This window comes from Termitidicoccus mucosus, from assembly GCF_038725785.1.
In the GTDB taxonomy this organism is placed as follows: domain Bacteria; phylum Verrucomicrobiota; class Verrucomicrobiia; order Opitutales; family Opitutaceae; genus Termitidicoccus; species Termitidicoccus mucosus.
In genome coordinates this window covers 771,420-788,365 of sequence record NZ_CP109796.1, presented here as the reverse complement: position 1 = coordinate 788,365, position 16,946 = coordinate 771,420, and the positions used below count along the sequence as shown (strand labels likewise).

At 64.9% G+C, this 16,946-nt stretch carries 16 protein-coding genes; 7 read left to right on the top strand and 9 right to left on the bottom strand.

The genetic code is table 11. The features are described 5' to 3' along the window. Window positions 1-24: 24 nt before the first annotated feature. The 5 genes from OH491_RS02760 to OH491_RS02740 form a co-directional block, all read right to left on the bottom strand. Window positions 25-1,044: an ABC transporter permease gene (locus OH491_RS02760; protein WP_068769432.1), complete on the bottom strand. Its 1,020-nt coding sequence runs from the start codon at window positions 1,042-1,044 to the stop codon at window positions 25-27. Between the two features lie 212 nt (window positions 1,045-1,256). Continuing rightward, complete coding sequence (locus tag OH491_RS02755; RefSeq protein ID WP_068769433.1) at window positions 1,257-1,721, bottom strand: threonine/serine exporter family protein; 465 nt, start codon at window positions 1,719-1,721, stop codon at window positions 1,257-1,259. Further along, complete coding sequence (locus OH491_RS02750; protein WP_068769840.1) at window positions 1,718-2,446, bottom strand: threonine/serine exporter family protein; 729 nt, start codon at window positions 2,444-2,446, stop codon at window positions 1,718-1,720. Before OH491_RS02750 ends, OH491_RS02755 begins: the two co-directional genes overlap by 4 nt. A 275-nt stretch (window positions 2,447-2,721) precedes the next feature. Then, the gene (locus OH491_RS02745) at window positions 2,722-3,144 is read right to left on the bottom strand and encodes a DUF2752 domain-containing protein (protein ID WP_068769434.1); all 423 of its coding nucleotides are present in this window, start codon (window positions 3,142-3,144) and stop codon (window positions 2,722-2,724) included. A gap of 38 nt (window positions 3,145-3,182) precedes the next feature. Then, window positions 3,183-3,710, bottom strand: a complete 528-nt coding sequence (locus tag OH491_RS02740) for a CD225/dispanin family protein (RefSeq protein ID WP_068769435.1) — start codon at window positions 3,708-3,710, stop codon at window positions 3,183-3,185. A 136-nt stretch (window positions 3,711-3,846) separates the two neighbouring features. On the opposite strand from OH491_RS02740, the gene OH491_RS02735 reads away from it, so the two are divergent. After that, window positions 3,847-4,980: a glycosyltransferase family 4 protein gene (locus OH491_RS02735; RefSeq protein WP_068769436.1), complete on the top strand. Its 1,134-nt coding sequence runs from the start codon at window positions 3,847-3,849 to the stop codon at window positions 4,978-4,980. Window positions 4,981-5,041: 61 nt separating this feature from the next. Here OH491_RS02735 and OH491_RS02730 read toward each other — a convergent pair whose 3' ends face one another. The 4 genes from OH491_RS02730 to OH491_RS02715 form a co-directional block, all read right to left on the bottom strand. Continuing rightward, a complete protein-coding gene (locus tag OH491_RS02730) occupies window positions 5,042-6,190 on the bottom strand; it encodes a glycosyltransferase family 4 protein (RefSeq protein ID WP_342750848.1) in 1,149 nt (382 codons plus the stop codon). Window positions 6,191-6,310: 120 nt separating this feature from the next. Next, window positions 6,311-7,891, bottom strand: coding sequence for a 4-alpha-glucanotransferase (malQ, locus tag OH491_RS02725; RefSeq protein WP_334319162.1), 1,581 nt, complete (start codon window positions 7,889-7,891; stop codon window positions 6,311-6,313). A gap of 136 nt (window positions 7,892-8,027) precedes the next feature. After that, a complete protein-coding gene (gene ptsP, locus OH491_RS02720; protein WP_068769438.1) occupies window positions 8,028-9,794 on the bottom strand; it encodes a phosphoenolpyruvate--protein phosphotransferase in 1,767 nt (588 codons plus the stop codon). Between the two features lie 113 nt (window positions 9,795-9,907). Next, entirely contained in the window at window positions 9,908-10,924 is a 1,017-nt protein-coding gene (locus OH491_RS02715; RefSeq protein ID WP_068769439.1) for a 4-(cytidine 5'-diphospho)-2-C-methyl-D-erythritol kinase, read from the bottom strand. 157 nt (window positions 10,925-11,081) lie between these two features. Here OH491_RS02715 and pyrF point away from each other — a divergent pair, with 157 nt between their 5' ends. The 6 genes from pyrF to truA all read left to right on the top strand — a co-directional run bounded on the left by pyrF (window position 11,082) and on the right by truA (window position 16,880). Continuing rightward, on the top strand, window positions 11,082-11,783 hold the full coding sequence (pyrF, locus tag OH491_RS02710; protein WP_068769842.1) for an orotidine-5'-phosphate decarboxylase: 702 nt from the start codon (window positions 11,082-11,084) through the stop codon (window positions 11,781-11,783). Between the two features lie 154 nt (window positions 11,784-11,937). Then, window positions 11,938-13,155 carry a hypothetical protein gene (locus OH491_RS02705; RefSeq protein WP_068769440.1) on the top strand — a complete coding sequence of 406 codons (1,218 nt, stop codon included), beginning with the start codon at window positions 11,938-11,940 and terminating at the stop codon, window positions 13,153-13,155. Window positions 13,156-13,316: 161 nt separating this feature from the next. Beyond that, a complete protein-coding gene (locus OH491_RS02700) occupies window positions 13,317-14,045 on the top strand; it encodes a DUF4339 domain-containing protein (protein ID WP_068769441.1) in 729 nt (242 codons plus the stop codon). Between the two features lie 37 nt (window positions 14,046-14,082). Further along, entirely contained in the window at window positions 14,083-15,636 is a 1,554-nt protein-coding gene (locus OH491_RS02695; RefSeq protein WP_084441969.1) for a YihY/virulence factor BrkB family protein, read from the top strand. Between the two features lie 18 nt (window positions 15,637-15,654). Beyond that, entirely contained in the window at window positions 15,655-16,125 is a 471-nt protein-coding gene (ruvX, locus tag OH491_RS02690; protein ID WP_068769443.1) for a Holliday junction resolvase RuvX, read from the top strand. Further along, window positions 16,122-16,880, top strand: coding sequence for a tRNA pseudouridine(38-40) synthase TruA (gene truA, locus OH491_RS02685; protein WP_068769444.1), 759 nt, complete (start codon window positions 16,122-16,124; stop codon window positions 16,878-16,880). Before ruvX ends, truA begins: the two co-directional genes overlap by 4 nt. Window positions 16,881-16,946 lie beyond the last annotated feature (66 nt).

The following is a 16,946-nucleotide window of genomic DNA, read 5'->3' as shown; positions in this document are numbered from 1 at the left end:
TCGTCAATCGTAATTCGTAAATCATCACTTGAACCGTATCCTCGGATCGATGAGGGCGACCAGCATGTCGGAGAGGATGTTGCCGATCATGAGGAGCAGGGCCGAGACCATCACGATGCCCATGCTCACGAAGTAGTCGCGGTTGGTGATGGAGCTGATGCCGAGCAGGCCGAATCCGTCGATGTCGAAGATCGACTCGATGAGGAACGAGCCCGTCAGGAGCAGCGTGATATTCTGCCCGAAGGTGGTGGCGATGGGGATGATGGAATTGCGGAGGGCGTGGCCGAGGACGGCGCGCTTGAAGGGGACGCCTTTCGCGATGGCGGTGCGCACGTAGTCGGCGGAGAGATTGTCCATGAGATGATTTTTCATGAGCATCGTCGTGACCGCGAAGCTGCCGATGAGATAACAAACGAGGGGCAGCACGGCGTGGTGGCCGATGTCGAGAACCTTGCCCCAAAAAGACATGTCCTCGAAATCGAAACTGGTGAACCCGCCCATGGGAAACCACTCCAGCCGGGCGCCGAAGACGAGCAGCAGCACGGCGCCGAGCGCGTATCCTGGAATTGAATACCCGAAGAAAATGAACAGCGAGGTGGAGTTGTCCACCAGCGTGCGATGGCGGATGGCCTTGACGATGCCGAGCGGAATGCAAATCGCGTAGGTGATGACGAGGGTGACGAGTCCGTAGAAAATCGAGACCGGCATGCGGTCGGCCATGATGGCGGTGACGGGTTCGTTGTAGCGGAACGAGGTGCCGAGGTCGCCGCGCACGATTTTGCCGAGCCAGCCGAGATAGGCGGGCAGGGCGGGTTTGTCGAAGCCGTAGTAGGCTTTCATCTGCTCGATCTGGGCATCGGAGAGCGCCATGCTCTGCCCGCCCAGCGAGCGGCCGCCGCCGCTCATGCTCGCCTGTTGCATCTCGGCCATGGCGCGCTCGAAGGGTCCGCCCGGAGCGGCGCGCGTGATCATGAAGACGATGAGCGAAATCCCCAGCAGCGTGGGCGGGATGAGCAGGAATCGTCGTATAAAATAATCGCGCATTAATCCGGGAGAGTTTGGCTGTCGGAAGGCTAGAAATGAATGCCGGTTGCATCCCGGGCAATGCCTTTTCAGCCATCGCCGGGCCGGAATGCGCTCCAAGATGAATTTGGACGGCCGGTTTACGACAAAAATTCATGCTTGCGCGGCATCAAGCCCGTGCCGGGCCGGGGCGGGGGCGATGCCGCGCCGGCATCCACACAGTGAAGTTGGGCTCACACGATCGGCTTGCGGCGAAAGACGAGCAGGCCCGGCATGGCGAGGCCCAGCGCGATGGCGCCGATGATGAAGGACGCCCGCACGGCGTTGTTGAGCGCGACGGCCAGGAGTTCCGGGGTGACTCCCTGGTGGTTCATTTCCTGAAGCGCCAGCAGCGCCGTGAAAAGCGGCACGCCCGGGATCATCGGGATCATGGACGCCACCGTGAACACCTTCGGGTGCGCCCGCAGCTTCCGCGCCATGAGGATGCCGAATGTGCTGACGGTCACCGCCGCCGCGAGCGTGCCCCATTCAACCGGCACGCCCGCCTTCATGAGCAGGAACCGCAGCCCGTGCCCGATGGCTCCGCCGAGCGCGCAAAAAACCAGCACGCGACGCGGCACGGTGAACACCATCGCGAAGCCGACCGCCGGCACCGAGGCCAGCGCCATGTCTTCCAGCAACGCCAGCAACAGGTTCATGACAGCCACCCCCTTGCGCCCCAGACCAGCATGCCGAGCATGATGCCGATGCAGCTCATGCCGGACAGCAGGAGGGCGATCACGAGGCGCGAGATGCCGGTGTTGGCATAGCCCTTCACGATGTCGGACACGCCGTTGATGAGCGGAAAGCCGGGCACAAGCAGCAGCACGCTCGCCGCCATCGCGAGCTTGGGCGTGTTTCCGAGTTGATAAATAAAACCCTGCGCCGTGATCGAGGTGGCGACAAACCCCGCCGCCAGGAAACCGATCATCGGGCTGAAATGATAATGCGTAAACACATGCCGCGTCACCATCGCCAGCGCGCTGGCGGCAAACGCCAGTCCGCATCCCGCCCAGTCCGCCCCCGCGAGCCGGGCGAAACACGCGCACGACAGGCCGATCGCGACCACGGTCGCCCAGCGCGCGTATTTGAGCGGAGCGATGCCTTCGATCGCGCGCTGGTATTGGTCGGCGTTCATGCGCCCGGCCTCCACCGCCAACGCCGCCCGCTGCACCTCCATGACCATGTGCATGTTCACGCCGCGGTCCTCGTTGCGCCGGACGGTCGTGATGCATTCGCCGTCCACGATGGTCGTCACGGTGATGGCGTTGGCCATGAGCGCGACCTCCACGCGATCAACCCCGAGCGCAAGCCCCAGCCGCCGGGTGAGCGATTCCACGAGCGCGCTTTCCGCGCTGTGTTGCAGCAGCGTGATGCCGGTCATCGCGCAAAGCCGCGTGACCTGGCGCTGTCGCTCGGATGAAAGATGGGCGGCGGGTTTCGGTGCCGGCGCGGGACCGCCCGCGAAGGACGCGTCGTCATACGCCGACACACGCTGCGGTGTTGATGGAGAATTGAGTGTCATCGGAAAACCAGCGGCGAAAAATGGAGATGCTTTGCCCGCCAGGGCAAACTCTCAGTGCAACGCCTTTCATTCAAGAAAGGCGGCGATCGGATGAGATCAAGGCCGCTTATGGCGCCCGGCCGCCCCTGAAACGCTCATGGCGCGAGCAGCGTCCACGGCCACCAGGGCAGATTGCGCGCGACGGTGAACACGACCACGACGACGAGGGTGATTTTCGCGGTGTGCGGCGGCGCGGACGGCGGCGGGAGGTTTTGCGCCAGGCCGCGCCAAAGCGCCCATGCGGCCCAACCGGCCAGCAGCGGGGCGAGGGCCACGATGAGAATGTTGTGCCCGGCGGCGGCCATTATGTCGCCGTGCGCGAGGTCATGCAGCGTGCGGGCCGAGCCGCAGCCCGGGCACAGCACGCCCGTCGTCGCATGAAGCGGGCAGGGCGGATACCACGCGCGCGGTTCGCGCCCCGCATGGCGAATCCAGAGCACACCGGCGGCCAATGCCGCCAGCCCCAGCACGGCGGCGAGCCGCCAGGGCGGCAGTCCGAACTTAAGTTTCGGTTTCAAGACACTAACACGTTCAGCCTGCGGCTGAAAACCGCACCTCAATAGCTGCCGCCAGCCGCGCCGGTGACACCGACCACGACGATGAAGACAATATAAAGGGCGCCCAGCACAAGCGCCGAACCGGCGGACAGGATGGCGAACAGCCGGGCCTTTTTCGCCACGGCCGCCGCGCCGGCATAGTCGCCGGCCGTGTATTTTGAATCAACCTGCGTGGCGAAAATGATGCTGACGATGCCGAGCGGCAGGCAGCAGAGAATCGTGGAAAGAATCGCCCACACGAGATAGTTGTCCGGCTTCGCCGGGCGCGGGGTCGGGTCATACGCCGATCCCGTCGGCATGCCCGCGCCTGCCGGGACAACCGGCGGCATCGCGCCCGCGGGCGCGGTGATCGGGGGCGGCGGGACGACGGGCGCGCCGAAAACCTGGGAGGCCTGCTGCCAGTTTGCCATACCTTCGGTCCAGACAAGGTCGGTGGGCAGGATTTCACCGCTGGCATAGCGGGCGGCAACATCCTCCTTGGAAAAAGTGCCGAGTTGCTGGTTGTTGCGGGCTACGTGATAAGTCATGGCGATATGGGTGTGATGATTGAAAGCCTTTCGGTTAGACGCAACTTATGCGATTGGCAAGAAGCGGTGTCGGAAGTTTTTAGTCCGGCGGGACGGCGGTTGCCAACCCGGCGGTTTTGCGCTGGGGTTGCCGACGATGCCCGCGCAACCCGCCAAACCCGCCGTGCTGCACTACGTCGGCTACGACACCGACGCGGGCGGCATCGTGTCAGTCGTGCGCAACCTCGCCGGGACGAGTGCGTCGGAATCGCCGTTCGATTGCGTGCTGGGCGTGAACCCGGGTTTCGCGCAACTCCGCGCGCCTCCGCTGCCCGTGCTGGAACTGCCGCGCGTCGCGGGCGAGCGCATTTCCCCGCTCGCTTTTTTGCGCGCGCGAATCGTGGCCCGCGCTGCGCGGGCGTGGCTGCGCGCGGATGGACGCAATATCTTTCACGGGCACTCCCGCGCCGGGCTGCTGGTGGCGCTGTGGCTGGCGCGCTGGGGCGAGCGCCGCGCGATGGCGAGCGTGCACTGCTACGGGCGGCGGCGCTGGTTTTATCGCTGGGCGGCGCATCGCCTGGGCGGACGCCTCTGGATGCTCAGCCCGGCGATGATGCGGCATTACGGCATCGAGCCCGCGGACTGGGAAAAATGCCTGCCGGGTTGTGTCCATTTTCCGGATACGTCCCTCGTCCGGGAAAAACAGGACGCGCATCGCAGTGACGAGTTGCACGCGGGCGGCATCGGCACACTGACGCGGTGGAAGGGCTGGCATCTCGCGCTCGAAGCGCTGGCCCGCCTGCCGGTGGAAGCGCGGAGGCAGTGGCGGTTCACGCACATCGGCGAGGAGGACGGCTCGGCGGAGTCGGCCCGATACGCGGAGGAATTGCGCGCGCAAACCCGCGCGCTGGGATTGGAAGCATGCGTGCGCTGGTCGGGACCGCAATCGTCGTCCGAAGCATTGTTGCGCGAGATCGATGTGCTGCTGGTGCCGTCAATCAACGAGCCATTCTCCGTCGCGCGACTGGAGGCGCTCGCCGCCGGAGTACCGTCGCTGTCGGCGGATTCGGGCGGGGCGCGGGATCTGGTCGAGCCGCCGGAAAACGGCTGGCTGTTTCGCAACGGCGACGCGGACGATCTGGCGCGCCGACTGGCCCAACTGGCCGCCCCCGGTGCGCTGGCGGAAGCGCGGATCGATCGCGCGGCGCTGGCGCGACGTTTTTCCGTGGAAGCTTCGATCGCGCGACACGCGGAGGTTTATGCCGCGTTGCTGTCAGGGATTGCCCGGTAGGGCGAGGCGTCCCGCCGAGCCGCAAGCCGCCAACGGCTCGGCGGGACGCCTCGCCCTATCATTATTTCCCCTTCAGCCCTTCCCGGAGCGCCCTGGCGAGTGCGCGAAGGTGTGTTTCGCGGGAGAAACAGGCTTCGTAGTGCGCGCGGAGCCTGCCTTGCGCGCGCCCGCCGTCACAGGCCGCGCGCAAGGCAGCGGCGAGCTCACGGGGCGATGTGTCGGGCGAGACCAGCCAGGCGCGGCATGCGGCGGGAAGCATGCCGGGAATCGCACGCCAGCGGGTGGCGACAATGGGCAAATCATGCGCCATGGCCTCGATCAGGACGAGCGGTTGTCCCTCATGCGGATAGCGGGTCGGCATGCAGAACACATCAGCGGCGGCCAGCAACGCGTGTTTTTGCGCATCGGCGGACGGGCCCGCATAATCGACCGAGGAGGCGAGGGTGGGGGAGCCGGCGAGGCGACGGAAAAACTCGGCGCGCTCGGCCCCGCTGGCGAACTCACCGGCGACCGTGAGGCGGTAGGCGGGAAACGCGGATGGCTGCGGCGCGGCATTGAGTTCAGAGAGGGCGTCCAGCGCGACAAACAAACCCTTTTCGCGGCTGCACAGCCCGAGATACAGAATGCGGCGCGAGCGGCTGCCCGCCGCAACAGCGGCGTCAGGCGGCGCGGCTTCCCCGCCATCGGCGGGGCGACAATCCAGCCCGTTTGCCACCACCCGCAGGCGTCGCGGCGCAAGCAGGCGGGCGTCGGCGGCAAGCTCGGGCGCAAGCACGATCGAAAGCGCGGCGCGCCCGAGAAACAACCGGGCGAGCCCGCGCTCGGGCGCGGCGGCTCGCGCAGCCAGCCACTCGCCCAGGCCGCACGCGTGCCAGTGCAAAATCAATCCCGAGAAAAACGGACGGCACCACAGCATCGCGAGCCAATCCCGGTAAAGCGCGGCGCGTTTGCCGGGCGCCGGCACATAATAAAGCCACATCGGCCCGTGCCACCATCGCAGGCTCAGCGCGCGGAAGCAGGCGCGGAGAAGCGCGAAGAATTTTCCAGGACGGATTCGTCCCACGTCGGCGGCGTCACGCGAGAGAGCCGGGTTGACATGATAGACCTCGATATCCGGCGCGACAGTTTTGAGTCCCTCGACCAACGTCCGCACCATGATGCTCTGCCCATGAACCGGCGGCGGAGTCTGCGCGAGGACGAGAAGTTTCATGGGGAGAAAATATACTACAACCGCGAAGGGCACGAAGGTCGCGAAGAATTATTTATCCATTGATTTTCTTCGCACTCTTCGTGCCCTTCGCGGTTGTTATTTTCTGATTGTTTTCGCGGTTTAGTCCACCGTGTTCGAAACCCGCCCGAACAACTCGCCGAGGGAGCGCAGGTAGGCGGCGCTTTCGCGGTGAAGTTGCGCCAGATGGCCGGCGTGATAGCGCCATTGCCAGTTGCCTGCGGCGGTGCCGGGCGTGTTAAAACGCGCCTCGGCGCCCAGGCTCATCAAGTCCTGCAACGGAATCACCGCGAGATTGGCGACCGAGGCGAAGGCCGACCGCACGAAATCCCAGCCGATTTCGCCGCCATTGATGCGCAGGTAGCGGCGCACGTGGTCCCGCGTGCCTTCATCCGCCGCGCGATACCAGCCGAGCGTGGTGTCGTTGTCATGGGTTCCTGGATACACGACGCAGTTGGCGCGCTGGTTGTGCGGCAGGTAGAGGTTGTCGGCCTTGCCGCCGAAGGCGAACTGGAGGATGGCCATGCCGGGCAGCCCGGTGGCCGCGAGCAATTCGTGGACCGACGGCAGGAGTTCGCCCAGGTCCTCGGCGATGATGCGCGCGGAGGGCAGGGCGGCGAGCACCGCCTCGAAGAAGGGGAGGTTGGGGCCGTTTATCCAGACGCCGTCTTTCGCGGTTTCGGCATCGGCGGGCACGGACCAATAGGTGTCAAAGCCGCGAAAGTGATCGAGGCGCAGCACGTCGCAAAGCTCGAAGTTCACGCTCAGGCGCCGCACCCACCACGCGTAGCCATCGGCTGCATGCGCGGCCCAGTCGTAAAGCGGATTGCCCCAGAGCTGGCCGTCCGCCGAAAAATAGTCGGGCGGCACGCCGGCGACGGCCTGCGGCCGGCCCGTGGCCTGGTCGAGTTGGAAGAGCTCCGGCGACGCCCATACATCGGCGCTGTCACGCGCGACGAAGATGGGCGCGTCGCCGATGATCTCCACGCCGCGGGCGCGGGCCTTGGCCCGCACTTCGCGCCACTGACCGAAAAAGAGAAACTGGAAAAACGCGTGCGCATCGGCGCGCGCCGCCACGGAGCGCGCGAGGCCGGTGTCCCTGGCGTTCTTGAAGAAACGCACCTCCGCCGGCCATTCCCACCACGGCTGGCCCTTGAAATGGTCTTTGAGCGCGAGAAAAAGCGCGTAAGGTTCGAGCCAGTCGCGCTGGGCGGCTTTGAATTGTCCGAAGTCTCCGTAGGGAAGCGGAGGGGCGCTCTGCGGGCGGGCGGTGGAGTTTTCAAACGCGCGGAAAAGCGCCGGAAACTTTGTCACATACAACCAGCCGAAATCCACGTGATCGCGCGGAAGCCGGCGCAGCGGCTCGATGTCGGCCTCGGTCAGCAGACCGAGCCGCCGGAGGGCGTCGAGGTCGATGAGATAGGGGTTTCCGGCACACGCGGAAAAACACTGGTAAGGCGAATCGCCGTAACCGGTCGGGCCGAGCGGGCAGACCTGCCAGTAGCGGAAGCCCGCGTCGCCGAGGAATCGCAGCCAGTCGTCGATCGGCCCCGGCTCCAGCGTGCCGATGCCCTGGCCGCCGGGCAGGCAGGTCGGATGCAGCAACACGCCGGACGACCGCGTGCGCAGCCAGTCAAACAACGGCGCGCGGAGGGGACGCGCGCCGGTTGCGGCGGATGGCAAGTCGGCATTGAAAACGGAAACGGAAGTAGGGGTCGGATCAGCACTCATTCTTTAATTAGACATAATATTTATTGTGCGTCAATGTTTGAAATTACAACGGAACACCAAGGAAGGCTTTTCCTGATTCCGGGCTTTTTCATTCCATGACCATTCGCTCGTTGGCGAATTGCTCGCACATCGCGTAGATTTCCACGGGGGATTCCATTTTCAGCGCCTTACCGGCCAGCGCACGCGCATCGGACATTTTCATGGCCCGCACGAGATACTTCACCGAGGCAATCAGCGGCGGCGTCATGCTCAACTCGTCCACGCCAAGCCCGAGCAGCAACGCGGCATAAACCGGGTCGCTCGCCATTTCGCCGCACACGCTGACTTTGCGCTTTTGTTTGTGCGCCTCGGCGACGACATTATGGATAACCCGCAGGATCGCCGGGTGCGTGGGTTCGTAGAGGTGCGCGATGCGGTCGTTGCCGCGGTCAATGGCCAGCGTGTATTGGATCAGGTCGTTGGTGCCGATGCTGAAAAAATCGGACTTGCGCGCGAGGATGTCGGCGGTCGCGGCGGCGCTGGGGATTTCGATCATCGTGCCGACCTGCATGTCCTCGTCGAACGGCATCCCGTTCCGGCGCAGCTCGGCGCGGCATTCGTCGAGGATCGCGTTGGCGCGCTCGAGTTCCCCCGCGCCGCTGATCATCGGATACATGAGCAGCACCTTGCCGTGCGCGCTGGCGCGCAGGATGGCACGGAGCTGATCCTTGAAAAGGTCCACGTGCTCCAGGCAAAAACGAATGGCCCGGAAACCGAGGAACGGATTCGCCTCGACCGAGAACAGGTCCGGATTTCCCGCCATCGGCTTGTCGCCGCCGAGATCGAGGGTGCGGATGGTCACAGAATCGCCACCCATGGATTCGGCGGCGGCCTTGTAGGCCATGTATTGCTCCTGCTCGGACGGAATGTGGTTGTTGTGCAGGTAGAGAAACTCGGAGCGAAAAAGGCCTACGCCCTCGGCACAGTTGTCCTTCACGAGCTGGAGTTCGTCCACCTTCTCGATGTTGGCGCGGATGGGAACGGCCACGCCGTCGAGCGTGATGGAGGGCTGCCGGTTGGCTTCGTGGAGCCTCTGCTCGATGCCGCGCTTTTGAATCTGGATTTTTCCGTAGCGGAAAAGCGTCTGCTCGGCCGGATTGATGATGACGGAGCCGTCGTAACCGTCGACGATGACCCAGTCGCCGTCCTTCACGCGCTTCGTCAGATCGCGCATGCCGACGATGGCCGGGCAGCGCATGGAGCGCGCGACGATCACGGCATGGCTGGTCTTGCTGCCGCTGTCGGTGACGACGGCGATGGCGTGGCTGCGGTCGATGCTGGCGGCGTCGGACGGCGTGATGTCGTTCGCGATGATGATGCGCTTGTCGGCGAGCCGCGCGAGGTTCTGTCCGGTCTGGCCGAGGAGATTTTGAATGACGCGCTGGGCCACATCGCGAATGTCGCCGGCGCGTTCGCGCAGGTATTCGTCGTCGATCTCGGCAAAGGCCTTGATGTAGCGCTGCGAGACGTTGTTGAAGCAGACTTCGATGTTTTTCGAGGTTTGCTCAAACTCCCGGATCGTCTCCGCGATCAGCGCCTGGTCCTCCAGCACGAGCAAGTGCGCGTCGAAGATGCGGGCCTCTTCGTTGCCGAGGTTTTTTTCCACCTCGGCCTGGATTTTTTGAATCTGCTGGCGCGTGACGAGGAGCGCCTGCTCGAAGCGCGCGATTTCCTCCACGCGTTTGTCGGCGTCGATTTGATACGAGGGGAATTCGACGTCGTTTTTGACATAAAGGAACACCTGCCCATATGCGATGCCTTGGGATGCGGCGATGCCTTGGACGACGATTTCGTTTTGGGTTCCTGATTCTGGCATGTAAGGTTGTTTTGCCGCCCGGCGCGCGTGGACTGGTCGAAAACAGCACAAGGCGGCGTCACACAGCATAACGACAGCCAAGGCAGGGCGGTCAATCTTGGGTTTAGGGGATTTCAGCGGATTTTCGTTTCCACGACAAAAGCCTCTCTGCCCCAGGCGGCGTGGATACAGCCGACAATTTTGGCCACGTCGGTTGCGGTCATCGCATCCGGCAGCAGTGCAAAACACGCGCTTCCGCTTCCACTCATCATCACCGACAGACCGAATTCGCCACGCAGTTTTTCGAGCAGCACCGGCAGTGCAATGAATTTGCCAAAGGCAGCCGGCTGCATGTTATTAAAGAGAAGCGTGTCGAGACCGAAAAATTCCGTGCCGGGTCGCGCGATTGACCATCGGTGCAGGCGTGCTTCCGCGTCGGCCGGCGGCAGATAGGAGTGCTCCGGCGTCGCTGCCATGCGCGCATAGGCCCAGGCGGTGCTCACGCCGACATCGGGTTTGAACACCAGCAGGCGGCGGCCGCGCAACCGCTCCGCAGCACCAGCCGGCAGCGTCTCGATCCGCTCGCCGCGCCCGCGCATCACGACCGGCGCGTCGCGCAGAAACAACGCGCAGTCCGAGCCGAGTCCCGCCGCGATCTCCGCGAGACGCGCGTCCGGGAGCGCCGCGCGGCCATTGCCGTCGTCGTCACGTGCGGCCAGCAGGTTGAGCGCGCGCAGCGTCGCGGTGGCATTGCTGCTGCCGCCGCCGAGTCCCGCGCCGACGGGGATGCGTTTTTCCAGAAAAAACCTCGCCCCGCCGGTCCAGCCCGACGCGGCGCGAAATGCGCGCGCGGCACGCAGCACCAAGTTGGTTTCGTCGAGCGGCACGGGATGCGGGTGTGATTCGTCGCCCGCGCCGGCATCCGCCGTGCATGAGCCCGCGCATTCGAGCGAGAAAGCATCACCGTCGTCCCGCTCCATTGTTCCGTCCTGCCCTCCCCTGCCCCGCCCCGTCGTCTCCACGCGCAGCCGGTCGCCAAACTCCAGCTGCGCGGCCACAGACACCAGTTCGTGAAATCCATCCGCGCGCCGTCCCGTGATGGCGAGGAACAGGTTGATTTTGGCCGGGGAAAAGACGGTGACTGCGTCCATGCGGCGTCATCAAAGTGTATTCGCCCGCGCAATTGAAGCTTGAAAGGCGGCCCGGAGAATGCGGAATGCGGAATTTGGCGCTTCCGCGCCAGACGCAAACGGGAGCGGCAGCTCCCAAAAATTCCGCATTCCGCATTCCGAAATCCGCATTCCAAACATGCCCACCGACCTGATCCTCGCCCTCGACGTTCCCACGCGCGAAGAAGCCGCGCCCATTCTCCGCCAGTTGCGCGGTTCGCTGCGCTGGGTGAAAATCGGCCTGCAAATGTTTACCGCCCACGGCCCCGATTATGTGCGCGCCGTCGCCGACGAGGGGTTTGACATTTTCCTCGACCTCAAGCTGCACGACATCCCCAACACCGTGGCCAAGGCCGTCGAGTCGCTCGCCTCGCTTCCCATCGGCATGCTTACGCTGCACACCTGCGGCGGACGGGAAATGATGACCGCGGCCGACGCCGCCCGCCGCGCCACGAAGCCCGGCCTGCTCCTCCTCGGCGTCACCGTGCTCACCTCGATGAACGCCGCCGGGCTGGCCGAAACCGGCGTCGCCGCCGCGCCCGACGCGCAGGTCTCGCGCCTCGGGCGTCTCGCCATCGACTCGGGGCTGCGGGGGCTGGTCTGTTCGCCGCTGGAAGTCACCGCGCTTCGCCGCGAACTGCCGGCCGACGTGCAACTCGTCACTCCCGGCATTCGCCCCGCCGGCGAGGCCGGCGGCGACGACCAGAAACGCATCATGACACCCGCCGAGGCCGCCCGCGCCGGATCGAGTTACATCGTCGTCGGCCGTCCCATTTTGAAAGCGCCCTCGCCCGCCGAGGCCGCGGCAAAGATCATGGCCGATTTGCGCGGGACAAAATAGCGCCCCGCCCTCGGACATGCCTGTCCGCGCTGTCCGTGCAAATGCGGCTTTGGCTCTGCGTCCCGCGCTGATTTGCAGGCTTTCCAAGCGCCTAAACCCGGATATTGTTTTCCGCCAGTCATCGGTCAGGTCACTCACGCCATCCCTCCCTTGCATGAAACGCATCGCTCCGATTCTGCTGCTCGCCACGTTGCTGGCGACGCTCGCCACGCCGCTTCTCGCCGCCACCAACCCCGCCCCGCAGACGACATCCTCCCCGGACCAGTCGCGCATCGGCGCCATCACGACCTCCGTCGCGACCATCACCGGCATCGCCATTTCCCCGCTGCTCGGCACCGGCGCGTATGGCGCTTACAAATACTGGACGACCGACTCCGCCGCCCGCGCGCAGCTCTCGTGGTACGCGCAGCCCTCCTTTTTTCTTCCGGCGCTGCTGATCGCGCTCGCCTGCGCCAGCAAGGATGCGCTCGGCGCAATACTGCCGCCCGGCTGGAAAAAGCCGCTCGATATCCTGGAGACCGTTGAAAACAAGGCGTCCGGCCTCGTGGCCGCCGGCGCCGTGGTGCCGCTCACCATGGATTCGCTGAGCGGCATGCTCGTCGGCGGCGGAAGCACCGCCGCCTCCGCCGGCCATGCGCTCGACGGCGCCGGCCTCGCGATGATTCATCTCGGCGCGGTCGATCTTTCCTGGCTGCTCAACCTCGTCACCGTGCCCGCCGGCATCATCATTTTCGCCGTCGTCTGGATGGCCTCGCACGCGATCAACGTCCTCATCCTGCTCAGTCCGTGGGGCGCGATCGACGCGGCGCTCAAGGGCGCCCGCGCCAGCCTCCTCGCCGCCGTCACCGCCACCGCGCATTTCTCGCCGACCACGAGCCTGTTTCTGTCCATCGCCATCATCCTGGTCGCATTTTTCGTGGCGGGCTGGGCGTTCCGGCTGACGATTTTCGGCACGGCCTTTTGCTGGGATTTCTTCACGCTGCGCCGGAAACGGTTCCGGCTGAAACCCGATGCCAACAAACTCTTCAGCGGCGGCCATCTGAAAGGCGTGCCGATCCGCACTTACGGACGGCTGCTGAACGAACCCGAAAATGGCCGGCTCGTTTTCGCCTATAAACCCTGGCTGGTCATGCCCGAACGCCGCACCGTCGTCGCCGTCTCCGGGCCTTACATCGGCAAGGGATTGTTTTTCTCCACCGTCCGCGACGGGGAGAGCACGCTGTTCATCCTGCCGCCGCGCTATCGCGACCATGAGGAGCAGCTCGCGCAGATCTACAAACTCGGCGGCATCCAGCCCGCCGGCCTGCGCAAAGCGTGGAGCATGCTGCGCGAACTGTTCGGCGGCAGCGCCGCGCGCACCCAAGTCGCCTGATGTTTTCGCATGCAATAAATCGTTCTCTTGTCCCTTTGTTCTTTCTCTTTCCGCCTGCTCGTTCCTGACGAAAGAGGAAAGATAAAGAATAAAGAGGAAAGACCCCGGCAAGGACAACACGCTTGCCGCCGTCGCATCTGCCTTCACATTCAATCGTCCCGATGTCCGACACCCAGCACGAATTCTACATCCGCTCCGCTTCCGACGACGAGGCGCGCGGCCCGTTCACATTCGACCAGCTCGCCCAACTCGCGGTCCGCGGACAACTCACCCGGGACATGCTTTATTACGAGGCCGAAAGCGAACAATGGGTGGCCATCGGCGGAAACACCGCAATCAGCTCCCGCCTTTTCTCCCGAGCGGCGGCGTCCCCGCCGCCGGGCGCACGCCAGCGCGCGGACAAGGATGACGAGGCCGGCACCTCGTCCGGCGACGGGAACGCCGCCGCGCCAGCGAGCCTCGCCGCCTCCCCTTCCCTGCCCCGCCGCCCCGCCTGCATCGCGCTGCTCCTCGCCGGCGCGCTCGCGCTCGTGCTCCCGTTTTTCATCACGCCTGCGGCTCCGGCGGATTCGGCATCCGGAATCGCGAAAATCCTCACGCACCCCTTCGTGCTTCTCGGCGCAATCGACCTCGTGCTCGCCTTTGCCGTGCTTGCCGCGGGTGTGAGTTCCTCCCTGGGCAAGATCATCCGCCTGCGCGCCGCGGTCGGGCTGGGATTCCTTGGCTCGTTGTTTTGGTTGCAGGAACAGCCCGCGGCGCTCGGCGCGGCGCTGCTTGCCGCCGCCGGTCTGTGGTTCGCCACCTTCGCCGCCACGCGCCGGGGGCTTGCGTTCGCCGCAACCGCAGGCTTGGCAGGCATCGTTTTCCTTGCGTATTGTCTGGCCAGCTAGCCGCGCCGGCATCGGAGATCGCGGCGCGCTTCTTACCATGCCGCGGCCATTGCCCACCCTCTGGAAACGAACTGCCCACCTCTTCAAAAAGGAAATCTGGCAGCCTCAATACATCGCCGACCGCACTCCGCGCGGTCTCGCCTATGCGTTCTTGCGCATCGTCTCCATCACGGTCACCGGAATCCTCGCCACCCGCGCCACCAGCCGCGCGGCCGCGCTCAGCTTCACCACGCTCCTCAGCCTCGGCCCGCTGGTCGCGCTGGCCGTGCTCGTCGCCGGCTTCACCATCAAAAACAATCCCGATTTCGTCGCGGACAAACTCAACGAGTTGATCACGTTCATCGCCCCGCAGGTGGACCAATACGAGGACCTGCGCCAGCAGGAGGAGGACGACGGCCGCCGCATGCCCGCGTTTGAAAACCCTCCGCCCGCGGACAACGGCGACGGCGACTCCGCACCGGCCGAGAAAGTCGTGCGTCCGGAAATCGTCGAGCTCATCAACAACTTCGTCGCCAGCGCGCGCTCCGGGGCGGTGGGCGGCGTGAGCGCGATTTCGTTCATCGTGATCGTGCTTTTCCTGTTCAGCGGAATCGAGGGCGTGTTCAACGACATCTGGGGCGTGCGGCGCGGGCGCTCCTGGCTCACGCGGGTGGTTTTCTACTGGACGATCCTGTCGCTCGGCGCCGTCCTGTTTTTCATCGCCGTGGGCACCGTGTCGGCCGCGACCTTCGTCGCGTTTTTCGACGAGAAGATTCCCTTCGGCGCCCATATCCTCCAAATCGCGAAATTCCTGCTGCCCGTCCTGTCCATCGCGCTGGTGCTCGGCGTGCTCACGCTTTTCTACCGCTACATCCCCAACACGCACGTCCACTGGCGCGCGGCCTTTGCCGGCGCGGTGGCCATGGCGGTGATGCTGGTCGGCAACAATCTCCTCGCGTTTCTCTATTTCAGCCGCGTCAACATGACCCGCAGCCTCTACGGATCGCTCGGCGTGGTCCTCGTGCTGATGTTCGGCCTGTATATTTTCTGGATGATTGTGCTCATCGGCGGGCAAATCAGCTACGCCGTGCAAAACGTGCATTTCCGCAACAGCCAGGTCGCCTGGGGCACGCTCACCGAGTCCACGCGCGAACGCCTCACGCTGGGGGTTTTTCTCACCATCGCGCGCCGCTTCCAGGCCTGCCTGCCGCCCTGCACGCTCACCCAGATCAGCACGGCGGTGACGGTGCCCACGCAAATTCTCAACGAGTGCATCAACCGCCTCACCGACCTGGGCCTGGTCTCGCGTGTCCCGCCCGGCGAGCACGACGCCCCGGGCGAATATCTTTACCAACCCGCCCTGCCCCTGAACCGTATCACGCTGGCCGAGTTCAAACACCGCTTCGAAAACCACGGCGAAGATCCCGCGGGCGACACCATCGACGGCCTCGACCCGCTCATCAAGCACTACCACGACGCCATCCGGGAACTCGACCGGCAGGACACCTTCCAAGCCACGCTCGACCAGCTTTTCGAGGCGCACCCCTTCGCGGACACCAACCCGCCCTTCGCCTTCGGGCAGCCGGTGCGGAAAAGTGGGGCCATAAATTAATCAAAGAACGATTCTGACATGCGATGCCTCGGCATAGATTACGGCGAACGCCGCATCGGGTTGAGCTACGGCGATGAAATCGGCGTGGCCACGCCGCTGCCCGCGCTCACGGATGCGGAGCCCGAGAAACGCTGGGCCGCGCTCCTCGCCTGCGCGCGCCAGCGCCGCGTCACCGACCTCGTAATCGGTCTTCCGCTCAACATGGACGACACCGCCGGCTTCAAGGCGCGGGAAGTGGAAAAATTCGCCACCCGTCTGAAAAACGAACTCGGCCTGCCGGTTCATTTCGTGGACGAACGGCTCACGTCCTATGAAGCCGAGGCGTCGATTCCGAAATCGAAGCGCCGCGATGTGCGCGCCAGCGGCCTGATCGATTCGCGGGCCGCGACACTCATCCTCCAGGACTACCTCGAGCAAGCCATCCCGCTCGCCCCGCCCGCGGGTTTCGAGGCCGAGGACGAACCCGGATCGGAGGACACGGGACGGTGAGCGCCGGGACCGAGAAAACGACACGCTGGAAATGCGTCTGCGCCTACGACGGGGCCCCCTTTGCCGGCTGGCAGAGCCAGCGCGGCGGCGACGCCATCCAGGACATCATCGAGGCGCGCGTGGAAACGATTTTCGGGCGGCTCATCCGCATCCACGCCAGTGGTCGCACCGATGCGGGGGTGCACGCGCGCGGACAGGTTTTCCATTTCGACGCCCCGTGGCGGCACGGCGCGGAAAAACTGCGCGCCGCGCTGGGGGCCGGCTTACCGCGGGCGATCCAGATCAAATCGGTGCGCGAGGCGCCGGAGACATTTCACTCCCGCTTTTCCGCGACCGGCAAAATCTACGCCTATCACATTCATCTCGGCGATCCTGATCCGTTCACTCGTCCCCATGTGTGGGCCTGCGGGCGCCCGCTCGATTTCGCCGCGATGCAGGCGGCGGCGGCGGTGCTGCGCGGGCGCCACGATTTCCGCGCGTTCTCCGCGCTCAACGGGCCCCCGCGCGAAAACACCGTGCGCGAACTGCGCCGGCTCGACGTGACCCGCCGCGGCGCGCGCATCCGCGTGAACGCCGAGGCCGACGGCTTCCTCTACAAGATGGTGCGCAGCCTCGTCGGCGCGCTGGCGGCGGCGGGCGAAGGCAAAATGACGCCCGGACAAATCAGGGAATTGCTCGCCACGGGAAAACGCACGCCGCTGCTGCCCACCGCGCCGCCGCAGGGTTTGTTCCTGGAGCGCGTGCTGTATCCATAATAAATCGTTCTCGTTCCCTTACACCAATTACGAATGGAATTTATATTTCAGGTAGGGCGAGGCGTC

Coding starts and splice junctions, on each gene's coding strand:
- OH491_RS02760 (WP_068769432.1), bottom strand. CDS start 1,044: ATGCGCGATTATTTTATACGACGATTCCTGCTCATCCCGCCCACGCTG.
- OH491_RS02755 (WP_068769433.1), bottom strand. CDS start 1,721: ATGAACCTGTTGCTGGCGTTGCTGGAAGACATGGCGCTGGCCTCGGTG.
- OH491_RS02750 (WP_068769840.1), bottom strand. CDS start 2,446: ATGACCGGCATCACGCTGCTGCAACACAGCGCGGAAAGCGCGCTCGTG.
- OH491_RS02740 (WP_068769435.1), bottom strand. CDS start 3,710: ATGACTTATCACGTAGCCCGCAACAACCAGCAACTCGGCACTTTTTCC.
- OH491_RS02735 (WP_068769436.1), top strand. CDS start 3,847: ATGCCCGCGCAACCCGCCAAACCCGCCGTGCTGCACTACGTCGGCTAC.
- OH491_RS02730 (WP_342750848.1), bottom strand. CDS start 6,190: ATGAAACTTCTCGTCCTCGCGCAGACTCCGCCGCCGGTTCATGGGCAG.
- ptsP (WP_068769438.1), bottom strand. CDS start 9,794: ATGCCAGAATCAGGAACCCAAAACGAAATCGTCGTCCAAGGCATCGCC.
- OH491_RS02715 (WP_068769439.1), bottom strand. CDS start 10,924: ATGGACGCAGTCACCGTCTTTTCCCCGGCCAAAATCAACCTGTTCCTC.
- pyrF (WP_068769842.1), top strand. CDS start 11,082: ATGCCCACCGACCTGATCCTCGCCCTCGACGTTCCCACGCGCGAAGAA.
- OH491_RS02705 (WP_068769440.1), top strand. CDS start 11,938: ATGAAACGCATCGCTCCGATTCTGCTGCTCGCCACGTTGCTGGCGACG.
- OH491_RS02700 (WP_068769441.1), top strand. CDS start 13,317: ATGTCCGACACCCAGCACGAATTCTACATCCGCTCCGCTTCCGACGAC.
- OH491_RS02695 (WP_084441969.1), top strand. CDS start 14,083: ATGCCGCGGCCATTGCCCACCCTCTGGAAACGAACTGCCCACCTCTTC.
- ruvX (WP_068769443.1), top strand. CDS start 15,655: ATGCGATGCCTCGGCATAGATTACGGCGAACGCCGCATCGGGTTGAGC.